The sequence below is a fragment of the Mycobacterium sp. E2699 genome (assembly GCF_001666745.1).
Classification (GTDB): domain Bacteria; phylum Actinomycetota; class Actinomycetes; order Mycobacteriales; family Mycobacteriaceae; genus Mycobacterium.
The window spans coordinates 1-16,474 of the sequence record NZ_LZJH01000008.1; the positions used below are offsets into that span (position 1 = coordinate 1).

Annotated in this window: 15 protein-coding genes, 1 tRNA gene and 1 pseudogene; 11 read left to right on the forward strand and 6 right to left on the reverse strand. The window is 68.4% G+C overall.

What is annotated here, in order from left to right; all coding sequences use genetic code 11:
• Window positions 1-80: 80 nt before the first annotated feature.
• Window positions 81-163: transfer RNA gene (locus tag A5696_RS00330), tRNA-Leu, on the reverse strand.
• A gap of 253 nt (window positions 164-416) precedes the next feature.
• On the opposite strand from A5696_RS00330, the gene A5696_RS00335 reads away from it, so the two are divergent.
• From A5696_RS00335 to pknB, 7 genes are all read left to right on the forward strand, one after another.
• Window positions 417-2,090: a DUF3662 and FHA domain-containing protein gene (locus A5696_RS00335; protein ID WP_067871642.1), complete on the forward strand. Its 1,674-nt coding sequence runs from the start codon at window positions 417-419 to the stop codon at window positions 2,088-2,090.
• A 127-nt stretch (window positions 2,091-2,217) separates the two neighbouring features.
• Window positions 2,218-2,685, forward strand: a complete 468-nt coding sequence (locus A5696_RS00340; RefSeq protein ID WP_066917067.1) for an FHA domain-containing protein — start codon at window positions 2,218-2,220, stop codon at window positions 2,683-2,685.
• Window positions 2,686-2,815: 130 nt separating this feature from the next.
• Window positions 2,816-4,303 (forward strand): PP2C family serine/threonine-protein phosphatase, encoded by a 1,488-nt coding sequence (locus A5696_RS00345; protein WP_067871645.1) that lies wholly within the window; start codon window positions 2,816-2,818, stop codon window positions 4,301-4,303.
• A complete protein-coding gene (locus tag A5696_RS00350; protein ID WP_067871649.1) occupies window positions 4,300-5,709 on the forward strand; it encodes an FtsW/RodA/SpoVE family cell cycle protein in 1,410 nt (469 codons plus the stop codon). The genes A5696_RS00345 and A5696_RS00350 overlap by 4 nt, the downstream gene beginning before the upstream one ends.
• A complete protein-coding gene (gene pbpA / locus A5696_RS00355) occupies window positions 5,706-7,184 on the forward strand; it encodes a D,D-transpeptidase PbpA (RefSeq protein ID WP_067871654.1) in 1,479 nt (492 codons plus the stop codon). Before A5696_RS00350 ends, pbpA begins: the two co-directional genes overlap by 4 nt.
• A complete protein-coding gene (locus A5696_RS00360; RefSeq protein WP_067871657.1) occupies window positions 7,181-8,500 on the forward strand; it encodes a serine/threonine-protein kinase in 1,320 nt (439 codons plus the stop codon). Before pbpA ends, A5696_RS00360 begins: the two co-directional genes overlap by 4 nt.
• Window positions 8,497-10,371 carry a Stk1 family PASTA domain-containing Ser/Thr kinase gene (gene pknB / locus A5696_RS00365; RefSeq protein WP_067871661.1) on the forward strand — a complete coding sequence of 625 codons (1,875 nt, stop codon included), beginning with the start codon at window positions 8,497-8,499 and terminating at the stop codon, window positions 10,369-10,371. The genes A5696_RS00360 and pknB overlap by 4 nt, the downstream gene beginning before the upstream one ends.
• Here pknB and A5696_RS00370 read toward each other — a convergent pair.
• Together A5696_RS00370 and A5696_RS00375 are read right to left on the reverse strand one after the other, a co-directional pair.
• Window positions 10,349-11,035, reverse strand: a complete 687-nt coding sequence (locus tag A5696_RS00370; RefSeq protein ID WP_067871664.1) for an aminodeoxychorismate/anthranilate synthase component II — start codon at window positions 11,033-11,035, stop codon at window positions 10,349-10,351. The genes pknB and A5696_RS00370 overlap by 23 nt on opposite strands.
• Window positions 11,036-11,056: 21 nt before the next feature.
• Window positions 11,057-11,800 (reverse strand): DUF881 domain-containing protein, encoded by a 744-nt coding sequence (locus A5696_RS00375; protein ID WP_067871667.1) that lies wholly within the window; start codon window positions 11,798-11,800, stop codon window positions 11,057-11,059.
• A gap of 131 nt (window positions 11,801-11,931) precedes the next feature.
• Between A5696_RS00375 and crgA the strand changes: the two genes are divergently transcribed.
• A complete protein-coding gene (gene crgA / locus A5696_RS00380) occupies window positions 11,932-12,213 on the forward strand; it encodes a cell division protein CrgA (RefSeq protein ID WP_066917062.1) in 282 nt (93 codons plus the stop codon).
• Window positions 12,214-12,368: 155 nt separating this feature from the next.
• A complete protein-coding gene (locus A5696_RS00385; RefSeq protein WP_067871670.1) occupies window positions 12,369-12,794 on the forward strand; it encodes a PH domain-containing protein in 426 nt (141 codons plus the stop codon).
• Window positions 12,795-12,806: 12 nt separating this feature from the next.
• Here the strand turns inward: A5696_RS00385 and A5696_RS00390 are convergent, their stop codons facing one another.
• Window positions 12,807-13,355, reverse strand: a complete 549-nt coding sequence (locus A5696_RS00390) for a peptidylprolyl isomerase (protein WP_067871684.1) — start codon at window positions 13,353-13,355, stop codon at window positions 12,807-12,809.
• A gap of 117 nt (window positions 13,356-13,472) precedes the next feature.
• Here A5696_RS00390 and cwsA point away from each other — a divergent pair, with 117 nt between their 5' ends.
• Entirely contained in the window at window positions 13,473-13,907 is a 435-nt protein-coding gene (gene cwsA / locus A5696_RS00395) for a cell wall synthesis protein CwsA (RefSeq protein ID WP_067871673.1), read from the forward strand.
• Window positions 13,908-13,910: 3 nt separating this feature from the next.
• On the opposite strand, the gene A5696_RS00400 is transcribed toward cwsA, so the two are convergent.
• Entirely contained in the window at window positions 13,911-15,125 is a 1,215-nt protein-coding gene (locus A5696_RS00400) for a cytochrome P450 (protein ID WP_067871676.1), read from the reverse strand.
• A 192-nt stretch (window positions 15,126-15,317) separates the two neighbouring features.
• On the opposite strand from A5696_RS00400, the gene A5696_RS00405 reads away from it, so the two are divergent.
• Complete coding sequence (locus A5696_RS00405; protein WP_067871678.1) at window positions 15,318-15,878, forward strand: TetR/AcrR family transcriptional regulator; 561 nt, start codon at window positions 15,318-15,320, stop codon at window positions 15,876-15,878.
• Window positions 15,879-15,951: 73 nt separating this feature from the next.
• Here the strand turns inward: A5696_RS00405 and A5696_RS28145 are convergent.
• A pseudogene (locus A5696_RS28145) lies at window positions 15,952-16,474 on the reverse strand (PE family protein); the annotation flags it as partial.

The window sequence follows — 16,474 nt, forward strand, 5'->3', positions numbered from 1 at the left end:
CAAAACACCCCCAGCCAACAACTGAGGGTGTTCACTATGTCGCGAGACATCTGTCCTCGATGTCTCGCGACATCACACAGTGGGCGAAGGGGGACTTGAACCCCCACGTCCCGAAGGACACTGGCACCTGAAGCCAGCGCGTCTGCCATTCCGCCACTCGCCCGGAAAAACAACCGATGGACCATATCACTCTAATGGCCGTCCGCCCCAATCGCCTTGGCGGGACCGGCCGCCCGGTCGCGCCGCCCGCGACCGCCGCCGCGGCGTCCTGAGCTGCACGGATGCGATTCTCAGAGTTCCCGAGGTGCCGCCGCATCGCGGTGTCCCGATACCATGCTGGAGTGACCCAACACGCGGGCGGTCCGTTTGCCTCGCGCCCGCGACACACCACGGCAGCTGCGGGCGAGCGCTGACGCATGAGTAGCCAAAAGGGGCTCGTTCAGCGCATCGAGCGCAAGCTCGAGGCCACGGTCGACAACGCGTTCGCCCGACTGTTCGGCGGATCGATCGTGCCGCAAGAGGTTGAAGGTCTATTGCGCAGGGAAGCCGAGGGCGGGGTACAGACGCTGCACGGCGATCGGCTTTTGGCCCCCAACGAATACATCATTACCCTCGGTATGCACGACTTTGCGAAGGTGGGAGCCGACACGGATCTCACGTCGAACGCTTTCGCGAGGTACCTGGCCGACTATATCTATGAACAGGGGTGGCAAACGTATGGTGATGTGGTCGTCCGGTTCGAGCAGTCGTCGAGCCTGCATACCGGTCAGTACCGCGCCCGCGGTGCTGTCAACCCCGATGTCGAGCCCCGCCCGACCGTCATCCACCCCCTCCGGCCACAATCAGATCACGCGTTCGGCGCAGAACGAGGAGTAGCAGCAATGACTGACAATTCGAGCTACCACGGGGGTCAGGGGCAGGGCCGGCCCGGCGACGAGTACTACGACGACCGTTACGGACGCCCGCAAGAGGAGCCGCGCGCACCGGAGCCGCAGGGCGGACCGGAGCCCCGCGGTGGCTACCCGCCCGAGCAGGGCTACGCGCCCCCCGGCGGCTACCCGCCGCCGCGTCAGCCGGAGCAGGGCGCCTACCCGCAACAGGGCGGCTACCCCGAGCAGGGCGGTTACCCCGAGCAGGGCGGCTACCAGGAACAGCGCGGCGGCTACCCCGAGCAAGGCGGTTATCCCGAGCAGGGCGGCTACCAGGGCCAGCGCGGCGGCTACCCCGACCAGGGCGGCTATGACCAGCGCGGATACCAGGCGCCCGGCGGCTACCCCGACCAGGGGCAGGGTGGTTACCCGCCGTCCTACGAGCAACGCCCCCCGGCCCCGGGCGGCTACGGCGGCCAAGGCTACGACCAGGGCTACCGCCAGGGTGGCGGCTACGGCCCGCCCGGCGGTCAGCCCGCCACCCAACAGGGCTACGGCTACGGCGACTACGGTCGCGGGCCGGCGCGCCAAGAGGAAAGCGGATATGCCCCGCCGGCCCCGCAGGGCGCGCCCGAGCAACACCGGCCGGCCTACCCGGACCAGGGCGGCGGATACGACCAGGGCTACCAGCAGGGCGGGGGATACGGCCAGCAGGAGTACGGCCCGGGTGACTACACCCAGTACGCCGAAAGCGTTCCGGGCGGCGGATACGCCCCCCAAGGCGGCGGGTATGCCGACACCGCCCACCCCGACTACCAGTACAGCCCGCCCGCGGAATACGGCCAGCCCGCCGACTACGGCCAGCCGGCTGATTACGGCCAGCAGCCGGGCGGCGGCTACGGCGGTTACGGCCAGGGCGGCTACGGCGCCGCGGGAACGACGGTGACCCTGCAGCTCGACGACGGCAGCGGCCGGACCTACCAGTTACGCGAAGGGGCCAACATCATCGGCCGCGGCCAGGACGCCCAATTCCGTTTGCCCGACACCGGCGTTTCCCGCCGTCATCTGGAAATCCGCTGGGACGGGCAGGTCGCGCTCCTTTCCGACCTCAACTCCACCAACGGCACGACCGTGAACAACGCGCCGGTACAGGAGTGGCAGTTGGCCGACGGCGACGTGATCCGTCTGGGCCACTCGGAGATCATCGTCCGCATCCACTAGACGCACGGGCTCGAAGCTGCCGTGCTTCGCCCCGCGTCGACGACCGTTTAAGTATCGTGACGTTGCTGATGTGCTCGGTGTCACGGGCGCGACGAGGGGCGCGGCGCCAGGACGGAAAGGACGCCAGATGCAGGGACTGGTACTGCAGCTGACGCGTGCCGGATTTTTGATGTTGTTATGGGTATTCATCTGGTCCGTGTTGCGGATCCTGCGGACCGATATCTACGCGCCCACCGGGGCCGTCATGGTGCGGCGCGGCCTGGCGCTGCGCGGCACGCTGCTGCCCTCGCGCCAGCGTCGCCACGCGGCACGCTATCTCGTGGTGACCGAGGGCGCGCTCACCGGCGCCCGCATCACGCTCAGCGGGCAACCGGTGCTGATCGGACGCGCCGACGACTCGACCCTGGTGCTCACCGACGACTACGCCTCGACACGGCACGCCCGGCTGTCCCAGCGCGGCTCGGAATGGTACGTCGAGGATCTAGGATCGACCAACGGCACTTACCTTGACAGGGCGAAGGTGACGACTGCGGTACGGGTTCCCATCGGAACGCCGATTCGAATCGGCAAAACGGCGATCGAGCTGCGCCCGTGATCCGCGCCGACGACGATGCGACCGCGCAGCGGGCGAGGAGGAGCGGCGCAATAGCCGGCGCATACGACGATGATGCCGGCGCAGCCGGGTCCGCGCGGACCCCACCCGCTTGCGGGGGAGAGTTGCGCCCGTGACCCTGGTCCTGCGATATGCCGCCCGCAGCGATCGCGGTCTGGTACGCGCCAACAACGAAGACTCGGTTTATGCGGGCGCGCGGCTGCTGGCCCTGGCCGACGGCATGGGCGGTCACGCGGCCGGGGAGGTGGCCTCCCAGTTGGTGATCGCCGCGCTCGCCCATCTTGACGACGACGAGCCCGGCGGCGACTTGCTCGCCAAGCTCGACTCGGCCGTCCGCGCCGGCAACGCGGCGATAGCCGCGCAGGTCGAGATGGAGCCCGACCTCGAGGGCATGGGCACCACGCTTACCGCAATCCTGTTCGACGGCAACAGGATTGGGCTGGTACACATCGGTGACTCGCGTGGGTACCTGCTGCGCGACGGCGAGCTCACCCAGATCACGAAGGACGACACGTTCGTCCAAACCCTGGTGGACGAAGGGCGCATCACGCGGGAAGAGGCGCACAGCCACCCGCAGCGGTCGCTGATCATGCGGGCGCTGACGGGCCACGAGGTCGAGCCCACCCTGACCATGCGCGAGGCGCGGGCCGGCGACCGCTACCTGCTCTGCTCCGACGGCCTGTCCGACCCCGTCAGCGACGAAACCATCCTCGAGGCGCTGCAGATCCCCGACGTGGCCGAGAGCGCTTACCGCCTCATCGAATTGGCGCTGCGCGGCGGCGGTCCGGACAACGTGACCGTCGTGGTCGCCGACGTCGTCGACTACGACTACGGCCAGACGCAGCCGATTCTGGCCGGCGCGGTGTCGGGCGAGGACGACCAGCTGACCCTGCCCAACACCTCGGCCGGCCGCGCCTCGGCCATCAGGCCCCGCGACGAGGTCGCCAAACGCGTTCCGGCACAAGAGGAAACACCGCGTCGGTCGCGATGGTCGCGGCGGCGAATGGCGATCGTGGTCACGCTGGTCGTATTGCTGGTGCTCGCCGGTCTGGGCATCGGCCGGGCGATCATCCGCAGCAACTACTACGTCGCGGAATACAACGGCCTGGTGTCGATCCTGCGGGGGATCCAGGGGTCGCTGCTCGGGATGTCCCTGCACGAGCCGTATCTGATCGGCTGCCTCAACGCGCGCAACGAGCTGTCCCTGATCAGTTCCAGCCAAAGCGGCGGTCACCTCGACTGCCGCCTGATGCAACTGCAAGACCTGCGCCCTCCCGAACGCGCACAGGTGCAGGCCGGGCTCCCGGCCGGCACCCTCGACGACGCCATCGGGCAGCTGCGCGAACTGTCGGCCAATTCCCTGTTGCCGCCCTGTCCACCGCCGCGCGCCACCTCCCCGCCCGGGACCACCGAGCCGAATGTCAGTGCGCCCCCGACGTCTTCCAGCGCCACCCCGTCCACCACCCCCGGTCCGACCAGCACCCCCGCAAGCACCGCGCCACCCGCGCCGGCGACCACGTCGCCCACCTCCACCCAGACGGTGACTGCGCTCCCGCCACCCCCACCTAAGCCGGGCATCGACTGCCGGGCGGTGGCATGACCACACAACTCCAGCCGCCGGTCGCAGTCACCCCTCCGCTGCCTACTCGGCGCAACGCCGAACTGTTGTTGTTGTGCTTCGCCGCACTGATCACCGTCGCGGCGTTGCTCATCGTGCAGGCGAACCAGGACCGCGGCCTCCGCTGGAACTTGGTCAGCTACGGGCTGGTCTTCCTTATCATGTTCGGCAGCGCGCACTTGGCGATCAGGCGCTTCGCCCCCTACACCGACCCGCTGCTGCTGCCAATTGTGGCCCTGCTCAACGGGCTTGGTCTGGTGATGATCCACCGACTCGATCTCGTCAACAACGAGTCGAGCGGCCGGCATCATCCCAGCGCAACCCAGCAGATGCTGTGGACCGTGGTCGGGGTTGCCGCGTTCGCCTTGGTGGTCACCTTTCTCAGGGACCACCGGCAATTGGCCCGCTACGGCTACATCTGCGGGATCGCCGGCCTGATTTTCCTGGCGATTCCGGCGGTGCTGCCGGCATCCATGTCCGAGCAGAACGGCGCAAAGATCTGGATTCGCTTCCCCGGCTTCTCAATTCAGCCGGCGGAGTTCTCCAAAATCCTGCTGCTGATCTTCTTCTCGGCGGTGCTGATCGCCAAGCGCGGCCTGTTCACCAGTGTCGGAAAGCATTTCATGGGCATGACCCTGCCGCGCCCCCGCGACCTCGCGCCGCTGTTGGCGGCGTGGGTGATCTCGGTGGGCGTGATGGTCCTCGAAAAGGACCTCGGCACTTCGCTTTTGCTGTACGCGTCGTTTCTGGTGGTGCTCTACCTCGCCACCCAACGGTTCAGCTGGGTCGTCATCGGCCTGGTGCTGTTCGTCGCAGGAAGCGTTGCGGCGTACTTCCTTTTCGACCACGTCCGCGTCCGGGTGCAGATGTGGTGGGACCCGTTCTCCGACCCCGACGGCAGCGGCTACCAGCTCGTGCAGTCAATGTTCAGCTTCGCCACCGGTGGAATTTTCGGCACTGGCCTCGGCAACGGTCAGCCCGACACCGTACCGGCGGCGTCCACCGATTTCATCATCGCCGCGTTCGGTGAGGAACTCGGACTGGTGGGCCTGGCGGCGATTCTGATGCTGTACACGATCGTCATCGTGCGCGGCCTGCGCACGGCGATCGCGACGCGGGAAAGCTTCGGCAAGCTGCTGGCCGCGGGGCTCGCGTCGACGCTGGCCCTGCAGCTGTTCATCGTCGTCGGCGGCGTGACGCGCCTGATCCCCCTGACGGGGCTGACCACACCATGGATGTCCTACGGCGGGTCGTCGCTGCTGGCCAACTACATCCTGTTGGCGATCCTGGCGCGCATCTCGCACAGCGCCCGGCGCCCGTTGCGCACCCGCGCCCGTAACCCGTCGCCGATCGCGGCGGCCAGCACCGAGGTGATCGAGCGGGTATGAACACCTCTCTTCGCCGGATCTCGGTGACCGTGATGGCGTTGGTGGTGCTGCTGCTGCTCAACGCCACGATGACGCAGGTCTTCGCCGCGGACGGGCTGCGCGCCGACCCGCGCAACCAGCGGGTGCTGCTCGACGAGTATTCGCGCCAGCGCGGTCAGATCGTCGCCGGCGGCCAGCTGCTGGCGTACTCCGTGGCGACCGACAGCCGCTTCCGGTTCCTGCGGGTCTACCCCAATCCGGCGGTGTACGCGCCGGTTACCGGCTTCTACTCGCTGCGTTATTCGAGCACGGGGCTGGAACGGGCCGAGGACCCGGTCCTGAACGGATCCGACGAGCGCCTGTTCGGGCGCCGACTGGCCGACTTCTTCACCGGTCGCGATCCGCGCGGCGGCAACGTCGACACCACGCTCATCCCGCGGGTTCAGCAGGCGGGGTGGGACGCGATGCAGCAGGGCTGCGGCGGGCCGCCGTGCAAGGGAGCCGTCGTCGCGCTGGAGCCGTCCACCGGCAAGATCCTGGCCATGGTGTCGTCGCCGTCCTACGACCCCAACCAGCTGGCGTCGCACGATGCGGACGTGCAAGCCCAGGCCTGGCAGCGGCTCCGCGACGACCCCGATAACCCGCTGACCAACCGCGCCATCTCCGAGACCTATCCGCCGGGCTCCACCTTCAAGGTGGTCACCACCGCGGCGGCGCTGCAGGCCGGCGCGACCGAAACCGAGCAGTTGACCGCGGCGGCCACGATTCCGCTGCCCAACAGCACCGCCACCCTGGAGAACTACGGCGGGCAGCCGTGCGGCAGCGAGCCGACGGTGTCCCTGAGCCAGGCGTTCGCCCTGTCCTGTAACACGGCGTTCGTTCAGCTGGGCATCCTCACCGGGGCCGACGCGCTGCGCAGCATGGCGCGGTCGTTCGGGCTGGACAGCACCCCCAGCGTCATTCCGTTGCAGGTCGCCGAATCGACCGTCGGGATCATCCCGGACGCCGCCGCGCTCGGCATGTCGAGCATCGGCCAGAAGGACGTCGCGCTGACGCCCCTGGAGAACGCCGAGATCGCCGCGACCATCGCGAACGCCGGGGTGACGATGCAGCCCTACCTGATCGATAGCCTCAAGGGACCGGACCTTTCCAACATCAGCACCACCGCGCCCTACCAACAGCGCCGCGCGGTGTCACCGCAGGTCGCCGCTAAGCTAACAGAGCTGATGGTCGGCGCCGAGAAGGTCGCGCAGCAGAAAGGGGCGATTCCCGGCGTGCAGATTGCATCAAAGACGGGTACCGCAGAGCATGGCACCGACCCGCGCAACACCCCGCCGCACGCGTGGTACATCGCGTTCGCGCCCGCGCAGGCGCCGAAGGTTGCCGTGGCGGTGCTGGTGGAAAACGGCGCCGACCGACTGTCCGCGACGGGGGGCGCGCTCGCCGCGCCGATCGGACGGGCGGTGATCGAGGCCGCGCTACAGGGAGGACCATGAGCCCGCGAGTTGGTGTGACGCTGTCAGGCAGATACCGCCTGCAGCGCCTGATCGCCACCGGTGGCATGGGCCAGGTGTGGGAAGCCGTGGACAGCCGCCTGGGTCGGCGCGTCGCGGTCAAGGTGCTGAAACAGGAGTTCTCCCAGGACCCCGAGTTCATCGAGCGGTTCCGCGCCGAGGCGCGCACCACCGCGATGCTGAACCATCCCGGGATCGCGCAGGTCCACGACTACGGCGAGAGCCAGCTGGACGGCGAGGGACGCACCGCTTACCTGGTGATGGAGCTGGTCAACGGCGAACCGTTGAATTCGGTGCTCAAGCGCACCGGACGGCTCTCGCTGCGACACGCACTGGACATGCTCGAGCAGACCGGCCGGGCGCTTCAGGTCGCGCATGCCGCGGGCCTGGTGCACCGCGACGTCAAGCCGGGCAACATCCTGATCACCCCGACCGGCCAGGTGAAGATCACCGACTTCGGTATCGCCAAGGCAGTCGACGCCGCCCCGGTGACCCAGACCGGGATGGTGATGGGCACCGCCCAATACATCGCCCCCGAGCAGGCGCTGGGTCACGACGCGACCCCGGCCAGCGACGTCTACTCGCTGGGAGTCGTTGGCTACGAAGTGGTTTCGGGCAAGCGCCCGTTCAGCGGCGACGGCGCGTTGACGGTGGCGATGAAACACATCAAGGAGCCGCCGCCGCCGTTGCCCGCGGAGTTGCCGCCCAACGTGCGCGAGCTCATCGAGATCACGCTGGTCAAAAATCCCCAGATGCGCTACCGCAGCGGGGGACCGTTCGCCGACGCCGTCGCCGCGGTGCGCGCCGGGCGCCGGCCCCCCCGGCCGAGCCAGTCACCGCCACCCGGGCGCGCCTCGCCCGCGGCCATTCCGTCCAGCCCGCACACCAGGGCGGCCGTCGCACCCGGCCGCAGCGTCCCGGCCCGTCGGTCCGGACCCTCCACCGGCCGGTCGCGGCCCCCGGCCAGGCGCACCTTCTCGTCGGGCCAGCGCGCCCTGCTGTGGGCCGCGGGGGTGCTCGGGGCGCTGGCGATCCTCATCGCGGTGATCATCGTCATCAATTCTCGCGCCGACCAGCAGCAACAGCCCCCGACCGTCACCGACACCGGGACCCCGCCGGCGACGGCGCCGCCCCCGGCGAGCAAGACCCCCAGCGGGGCCGCGCCGCGCCTGCGCCTCAATTGGACGGATCGCGGAAGCATAGGTAATTCTGGACTTCGGATTAGGCCGCACGAAAATGGCTGGGCTACCCCCTCCCCGCTCAGCGCATCGCCGGCCCGACTTGGAACGCCTCGATGACAACCCCGCAGCACCTGTCCGACCGCTACGAACTCGGTGAGATCCTCGGTTTCGGGGGCATGTCCGAGGTTCATCTGGCCCGCGACGTCCGTTTGCACCGCGACGTCGCGGTCAAGGTGCTGCGCGCCGACCTGGCCCGGGATCCCAGCTTTTATCTGCGCTTCCGCCGCGAGGCGCAAAACGCCGCCGCGCTGAATCACCCGTCGATCGTCGCGGTGTACGACACCGGCGAGGCGGATACGCCGACCGGCCCGCTGCCCTACATCGTCATGGAGTACGTCGACGGCGTCACGCTGCGCGACATCGTGCACACCGACGGGCCGCTCCCGCCCCGGCGCGCGATCGAGATCATCGCCGACGCCTGCCAGGCGCTGAACTTCAGCCACCAGAACGGCATCATCCATCGAGACGTCAAGCCGGCCAACATCATGATCAGCTCCACCAACGCGGTGAAGGTGATGGACTTCGGCATCGCGCGCGCGATCGCCGACAGCGGCAACAGCGTCACCCAGACTGCGGCCGTGATCGGGACCGCCCAGTACCTGTCACCCGAACAGGCGCGCGGTGATTCCGTCGACGCCCGGTCCGACGTGTACTCGTTGGGTTGCGTCCTGTACGAAATCCTCACGGGCGAACCGCCTTTCACCGGTGACTCGCCCGTCGCGGTCGCCTATCAGCACGTGCGTGAGGACCCGGTCCCACCGTCGAAGCGGCACGAGGGGATCTCCGCCGACCTCGACGCCGTCGTGCTCAAGGCGCTGGCCAAGAATCCGGAGAACCGATACCAGACGGCGGCGGAGATGCGCGCGGATCTGGTGCGGGTGCACAACGGTGAAACGCCCGAGGCGCCGAAGGTGCTCACCGACGCCGAGCGCAGCTCGTTTCTTTCTTCCGCGACGGGCCACGGCCCGCGCACCGACCCGCTGCCGCGCCAGGCGCTCGACGACACCGACCGCGATCGCCCCGGCGGATCCATCGGCCGCTGGGTGGTCGCTGTCGCCGCGCTGGCGGTGCTGACGATCGTCGTCGTCATCGCCTTCAACACCTTCGGCGGCACCACCCGCGACGTTCAGGTGCCCGACATGCGCGGCCAGGTGTCCGCCGACGCCATCGCCGCGCTGCAGAACCGGGGCTTCAAGACGCGGACCCTGCAGAAGCCGGACTCGTCGGTTCCGCCCGATCACGTGATCAGCACCGACCCGGGCGCCAACGCGTCGGTGAGCGCCGGCGACGAGATCACCATCAACGTCTCCACCGGACCGGAGCAACGCGAAGTGCCCGACGTCTCCTCGCTGACCTACACCGACGCGGTCAGCAAGCTCAAGGCCGCCGGATTCAGCAAGTTCAAGCAGGCGAACTCGCCGTCCAGCCCGGAGCTGCTGGGCAAGGTCATCGGAACCAACCCGCCGGCCAATCAGACGTCGGCGATCACCAACGTGATCACCGTCATCGTCGGATCCGGGCCGGAGACCAGGCAGGTGCCCGACGTCGCGGGCCAGACCGTCGACGTCGCGCAGAAGAACCTGACGGTCTACGGGTTCACCAAGTTCAGCCAGACGCCGGTGGACAGCACGCGGCCGGCCGGCGAGGTGATCGGCACGAATCCGCCCAAGGGCCAAACCGTTCCGGTCGACTCCGTGATCGAGATCCAGGTGTCCAAGGGCAATCAGTTCCTGATGCCCGACCTGACCGGGATGTTCTGGACCGACGCCGAACCGCGGCTGCGGGCGCTGGGGTGGACCGGGGTGCTCGACAAGGGGCCCGACGTCGACGCCGGCGGTGCCCAGTCGCACCGGGTGGTCTACCAGAACCCGCCCGCCGGCGCCGGTTGCAACCGGGACGGGATCATCACGCTGAAGTTCGGCCAGTAGCCGCCGCGTCCTCCGGGAAATGCGGCCGGACGGCCGCGCGGACCTCGTTCTCCAGCCGGCGCACCAGCGTATCGTCACGCGTCCAGCCGCAGTAGGACAACCAGTTCGCCAGCATCCGGTGCCCGCCCTCGGTCAGGATCGACTCCGGGTGGAACTGGACACCGTGGATCGGCAATTCGGTGTGCCGGACGCCCATGATGACGCCGCTGCGGGTGCGGGCCGTGACTTCCAGCGCCGCCGGCAGCGACTCCGGCAGGATCGTCAGCGAGTGGTATCGGGTTGCCGTGAACGGGTCCGGAAGCCCTTGCAGCACACCGACATTGGTGTGGAAGACGCTGCTGGTCTTGCCGTGCAGCAACTCCGGCGCGCGGTCCACGGTGGCGCCGAACGCCACGCCGATCGCCTGGTGTCCCAGGCACACCCCCAGCATCGGGGTGCGCAGCGCCGCGCAGGCCCGCACCAACGCGATCGAGGCACCCGCGCGTTCCGGGGTGCCGGGACCCGGGCTCAGCAGGACGCCGCCGAACTGGGCGGCGACGGCGTTCTCGTCGGAGAGCCGGGCGTCGTCGTTGCGCCACACCTCGGCCTCCACGCCCAGCTGGCCCAGGTACTGGACCAGGTTGAACACGAAGCTGTCGTAGTTGTCGACAACCAGGATCCGCATCGTGTCAGGGTACCGTCCGGCTCAGTACCCCACCGGGCCCGCCGGCTGCGCGAAGTGCGTGCGGACCGGTTCGGAGTGCCCGGCGACCTGCACGTCCGGCTTGACCTCTTCGTGGTAGCCGAGACCGAAGCGGACGACGTACTGCTTGTAGAGGATGACGAGGGGCGCGGCCGCCAGGGCCGCCTGCATGGCCGCAGCATTGCCGATCGCGGTGATGGTGTACGGCGGGCTGTAGGTGCGCCCGTTCAGCAGCAGCGTGTTCCCGACGCAACGGGGCACCGAGGTGGCGATGATCCGCTGGTCCTGCATCTGGATCGCCTCGGCGCCGGCGCTCCACAGCGCGTTGAGCACCGCCTGGATGTCCTGCTGGTGCACGACGAGGTCGTCGGGCGAGGCGTCGCGGGGGAAGCGGCCGTTGGCGTCGCGCTGCGCGTCCTGCAGCGTCACCACCAGCCCCGGCCCGTGCACCGGGTCCATACCCGCCTCGGCCGCCAGCTCGGCGGCGCGGCGCAGCATCGCCGCGAGCGCGGCGTCCGAAGACCGGCCGTGCGCCGAATCGATCTTGTTGGTCAGTGCATCGCGCTCGGCGCTGAGGCGGGCCACCGACGACTGCGCCTCCCGGACCAGGTCGACCAGGCGCGGGGCGTCGCTGCGGCGGATCTCGGCGCCACCGGAGACGCCGTGGGTGGCGGCCAGCAGCAACCCGGCCAGCAGGCACACCAATGGAACGCCGAAGCGCCACGGTGAGCGACGCCGGTCAATCATCGACTCTCCATTTCCTGGTCATGGCCCCAGGTGAGTTAGTCTCGTAGCCGAGCTATCCGTACAGCTGCCAATCGCTATCGTCGCACCCCGTCCCGTTCAACGTGTTGTTCAGGTAATACCGAGGTACACAAATGCCCAAGTCGAAGGTCCGCAAGAAGAACGATTTCACCGTCAGCGCGGTCAGCCGCACGCCGGTGAAAGTGAAGGTCGGACCGTCCAGCGTGTGGTTCGTCTGCCTGTTTGTCGGCCTCATGTTGATCGGGCTGGTGTGGTTGATGGTGTTCCAATTGGCCGCGGTCGGAAGCCAGGCGCCGGCCGCCCTTAATTGGATGGCGCAACTCGGTCCGTGGAACTACGCCATCGCGTTCGCTTTCATGATCACCGGACTGTTGCTCACGATGCGCTGGCACTGACCGCGACCGCGAGGGTAATGAATTCAACTTGCGGTCCGTCTGTAACTGGTTCAGCAACCATGCGACCACCCAATCACACGCGTGTGATTTATCCCCACTGTTGATAGCGCTTGTGGATAACCGCATAGCCAGTGGTGGGAGGGGTTAGCCAGCCCGTGCAGCAAACAGAATGGTCGCCGTCTGCGACCGGAGTCGCTGGTTGTGGGGTCGTCGGTGTTTTGATGGCTATCGCGAGTGTGACCATAGTCACAGATCCGCCCGGCCGCATTTTGGCGGGGATTGCCGCGGCCGGCCTGATCTTGTTTGCGGGCATGACGTGGCGCGCGCGCCCCAAGCTGGCAATTGGTCCCGACGGCCTGGTGTTGAAGGGCTGGTTCCGGACGCAGGTATTACGGCGCTCCGACATCAAGATCATCCGGATCACCGAGTTCCGCCGCCACGCGCGAACGGTTCGGCTGCTCGAGGTCGAAACGACCGACGGCGGGTTGGTGGTCCTCTCGCGTTGGGACCTCGGAACGAACCCGCTCGAGGTGCTCGACGCGCTCACCGACGCCGGCTACGCGGGCGGCAACCCGCGCTGACCGGCGGTCGGTTCAGGTGATGGTGATCGACTCGATGACGACCGGCTCGGTGGGACGGTCGTTGCCGTCGGTGGCCGTCGTCGCGATGGCGTCGACGACCTTCTGCGAATCCGGATCGGTCACTTCGCCGAAGATCGTGTGGCGCCGGTTCAGGTGCGGCGTCTGGGTCACCGTGATGAAGAATTGGGAGCCGTTGGTGCCCGGCCCGGCGTTCGCCATCGCCAGCAGGTAGGGCTTGTCGAACTGCAACTCGGGGTGGAACTCGTCAGCGAACTTGTAGCCCGGGCCGCCACGGCCCGTGCCGGTCGGATCGCCGCCCTGGATCATGAAGCCCTTGATCACCCGGTGAAATACCGCGCCGTCGTAGAACGGGCCGGAGGGGCCGCCCGATGCGTTCTGGGTCGAGTACTCCTTGGTGCCCTGCGCCAGGCCGACGAAGTTGGCGACGGTCTTTGGCGCGTGGTTTCCGAAGAGCGCGACCTTGATGTCTCCACGGTTGGTGTGCAGCGTTGCGGTGGCGGTCTGAATGGGGCTGTTAGTCACGGCGTTAGAGTCTGCCATTGCGGGCGGGCGGGCCCGCAGCCGGTACCGAAACCCGCCCACGCACAATGTGCCCGTCGGTGATCGATTGATGGCAGTCTGATGGGGCATCGGGCAGGCGGCACAGAAGGGCGGCAGATGAGGGCGAAGGCGGAAACCCGGTTAACCCCACGCGAGCGACTGGCCCGGGGCCTTACCTACTCGGCGGTGGGACCGGTCGATGTCACCCGCGGAGTCATCGGGCTCAGCGTCAACGGCGCACAATCGACCGCCTCCGCGCTCCGGCGCCGTTACCGGGAGGGGCGGCTCGCCCGCGAACTCGCCGCCGCCCAAGAGACGCTCACGCAAGAGCTGGCCGCCGCGCAAGAGGTGGTCGCCGGGCTGCCGCAGGCGCTGCAGGACGCGCGCCTGGCCCAGCGCCGGCGTCCCAGGCCGTGGCTGATCGCCGGGGCGGCCGTCGTGGTGGTGGCCGGCGGCGCCGTCGCGTTCAGCATCGTTCGGCGCTCGATGCGTGAAGGCCGCGAGGAGCCGTCGCCCCTGCCGCCCAGCGTCGAGGTGCAACCGCGGCCGTAACCGTTATCGGACGGCCAGCCGCAGGCATTTCCGGCGCCGGACGAGGATGCTCGGCAGCCATTCGCCGACATCGATCGCCTCGATCCAGGTGGTGCGCTCCAGTAGTTTGCGCAACACGATGTGGGCTTCGAGGCGCGCAAGCGCGGCACCCACGCAGAAATGCACGCCCTTGCCGAAGGCGAGGTGGCCCTTGGCGGTGGCGCGATCGAGACGGAATTCGTTCGGTGAGTCGAAGTGCGCCGGATCGCGGTTGGCCGCGCCCCACATCAGCAGCAGATGGGAATCGGCGGGCAAATCGACCCCGGCCAGCGTGGTGTCGCGCCACACGTGTCGATAATGACCGCGGAACGGCGACTCGAGGCGCAATGTCTCCTCGATGAAAGCTGTTAGTAATTTCGGGTTTTCACGGAGCCGGCGTTGGATCGCGGGACGATCGGCGAGAATCCACGCGGCGCTGCCCAGCAGCGACGCCGTCGACTCCCCGGCGGCGCTGAAGAGCGTCATCATGATGCCCATGGCCGGGAGTTGCTCCAGTTCACCCGACGCGCAGCGCGTCGCCAGATCGGCGATCAAGCCGAATTCTCCTGTATCACAAGCCTTTTCGAAATGCTCGGTGACATACCCCGATAGTTCCAGTGCCGCCGCGAACGCCTGCTCGAGTTGGTCGGGGGTGACGATCCCGTCGAGCAATGTGGTGGTGGCATAGCCGAGCCGAATGAGTTTGTCGACGTCGTCGTCGGGCAGACCGAGAAGCCGGGCGACCACCATCATCGGGAGCCGGTTGGCGATGGCACTCATCCATTCGATCTGACCGTCGACCAGGTTCTGCTCCCACAACCGGTCGGCGGTGCGGGCGGCGAAGTCCTCGATGATCCGCACCCGCTTGGCCGACAAGTGCGGCAGCAGGATCTTGCGGTGCACCGCGTGCACCGGATCGTCGGCGGTGGCCAGCGCGTGGGCGGCGCCTCCCGCCGGCCCCATGTCGAACGGGGTGACGGTGCCGTCCTCGTGAAAAACCATGGTGGCGGTCAGGTTTGACGAGAAGTCGTCGACGCGCTCGATGGCCTCGTGGACGGCGTCCCAGCCGCATACCGCATAGAAGACGGAGTCGCCGATGCGCTGCACCGGCAGTTCGGCGCGTATGCGCTCGTACAGCGGGTACGGATCCTGCAGCGCCTCGGGGCCTAGGAGCTCGCTCGGTTTGTCCAAGACCGGCATACGTTCAGGCTCGGTGCGCCCACCTGCGGCGTCAATGGGCCAGGACGAAGTTGAGGGGCGGCCGCGGCCGGCGTCACCATCCGTTGACAGGGCCCACCCGCCGCCAGCACTGCATTGGCGTGAGAAAAAGACTGTGAAAATTCTCAGGGTGCGAGAAGTATTTCTACCAGGTGCGACGGCGAAGGAGCACAGATGGCGCGCGACGACTGGTTGGTGGGACGTGATCGCCGTAGCGAAGCAACGGACAGGATTTATGGCGCGGCCGCCGATCTCATCTCGCGCAAGGGCTATGAGGGATTCACCATCGAGGCCCTGGCGGCCAGGGTGCACTGCTCACCCGCAACGATATACCGGCACGCCGGGGGCAAAGCGGCCATCCGCGACGCCGTCGTCGCCATCCAGGCGGCCCGCATTGTGGACACCACCCGGGAAGCGATCAAGGACCTGAGCGGCCCCGATCGCGTGGTGGCGGCCACGACCGTCGCCTTGCAACGCCTGCGGTCGGATCCGCTGGCCCGGGTCATGCAGTCCATCCACGCGACACCCGTCAGCGATTGGGTCATCAGCTCACCCACCGTGACCCGCTTGGCTGCCGAAATGCTCGGTCCGGACAAGGACGACCCGCTGGCCGCGCAGTGGCTGATCCGCGTCTTCCTGGCGCTGTGGAGCTGGCCCCTCAAAGACCCGGCCGACGAACGCGCCCTGGTTCATCGCTTCCTCGGTTCGCTTCAGGCAGCCGACAATTGCGGGTGACCGAGGTCGGCTCGGCGCCGGTACGCATGTGACCGATGGAGGCGACCGGCGATCGGAGCACCGAGCCGAGAATTCAGAGGTGCGCCCCGGTGGGTCCGGTGGTGCCGGCTGCTCCCAAGAGAATCCCGCCGTTGCCGCCGGCACCACCGGTCCCGCCGGAGCCGGTGCCCGCCGCGCCGCCCTCGCCGCCGTCGCCGCCGTTGCCGAAGAGCCCCACCGCGTTGCCGCCGGCGCCCCCCGTTCCCGGAGTGCCGAACACCGCCTGCCCGCCCGTGCCACCGTGACCGCCGTTGCCCGCAAGGAGCCCGCCGCTGCCGCCGGTCCCGCCGGGTCCTCCGGGGTTCACGGAACTGAAAACGCCGCCGCCGGTCCCTCCGGCCCCGCCGTTTCCGATCAGCCCGGCGTTGCCGCCGGCGCCGCCGCCGAGTCCCAGGGAGCCGTCGCCACCATCGCCACCATCGCCGAACAGCAGTCCGCCTCTGCCGCCGGAACCGCCCACGTTGCCGGCGCTGCCGAATCCGGCGTCGCGCTGGCCACCGGCGCTGCGACTGCCACCGCCGATCCCGCCAATGACGCCTACCTCGCTCAACTGCGCG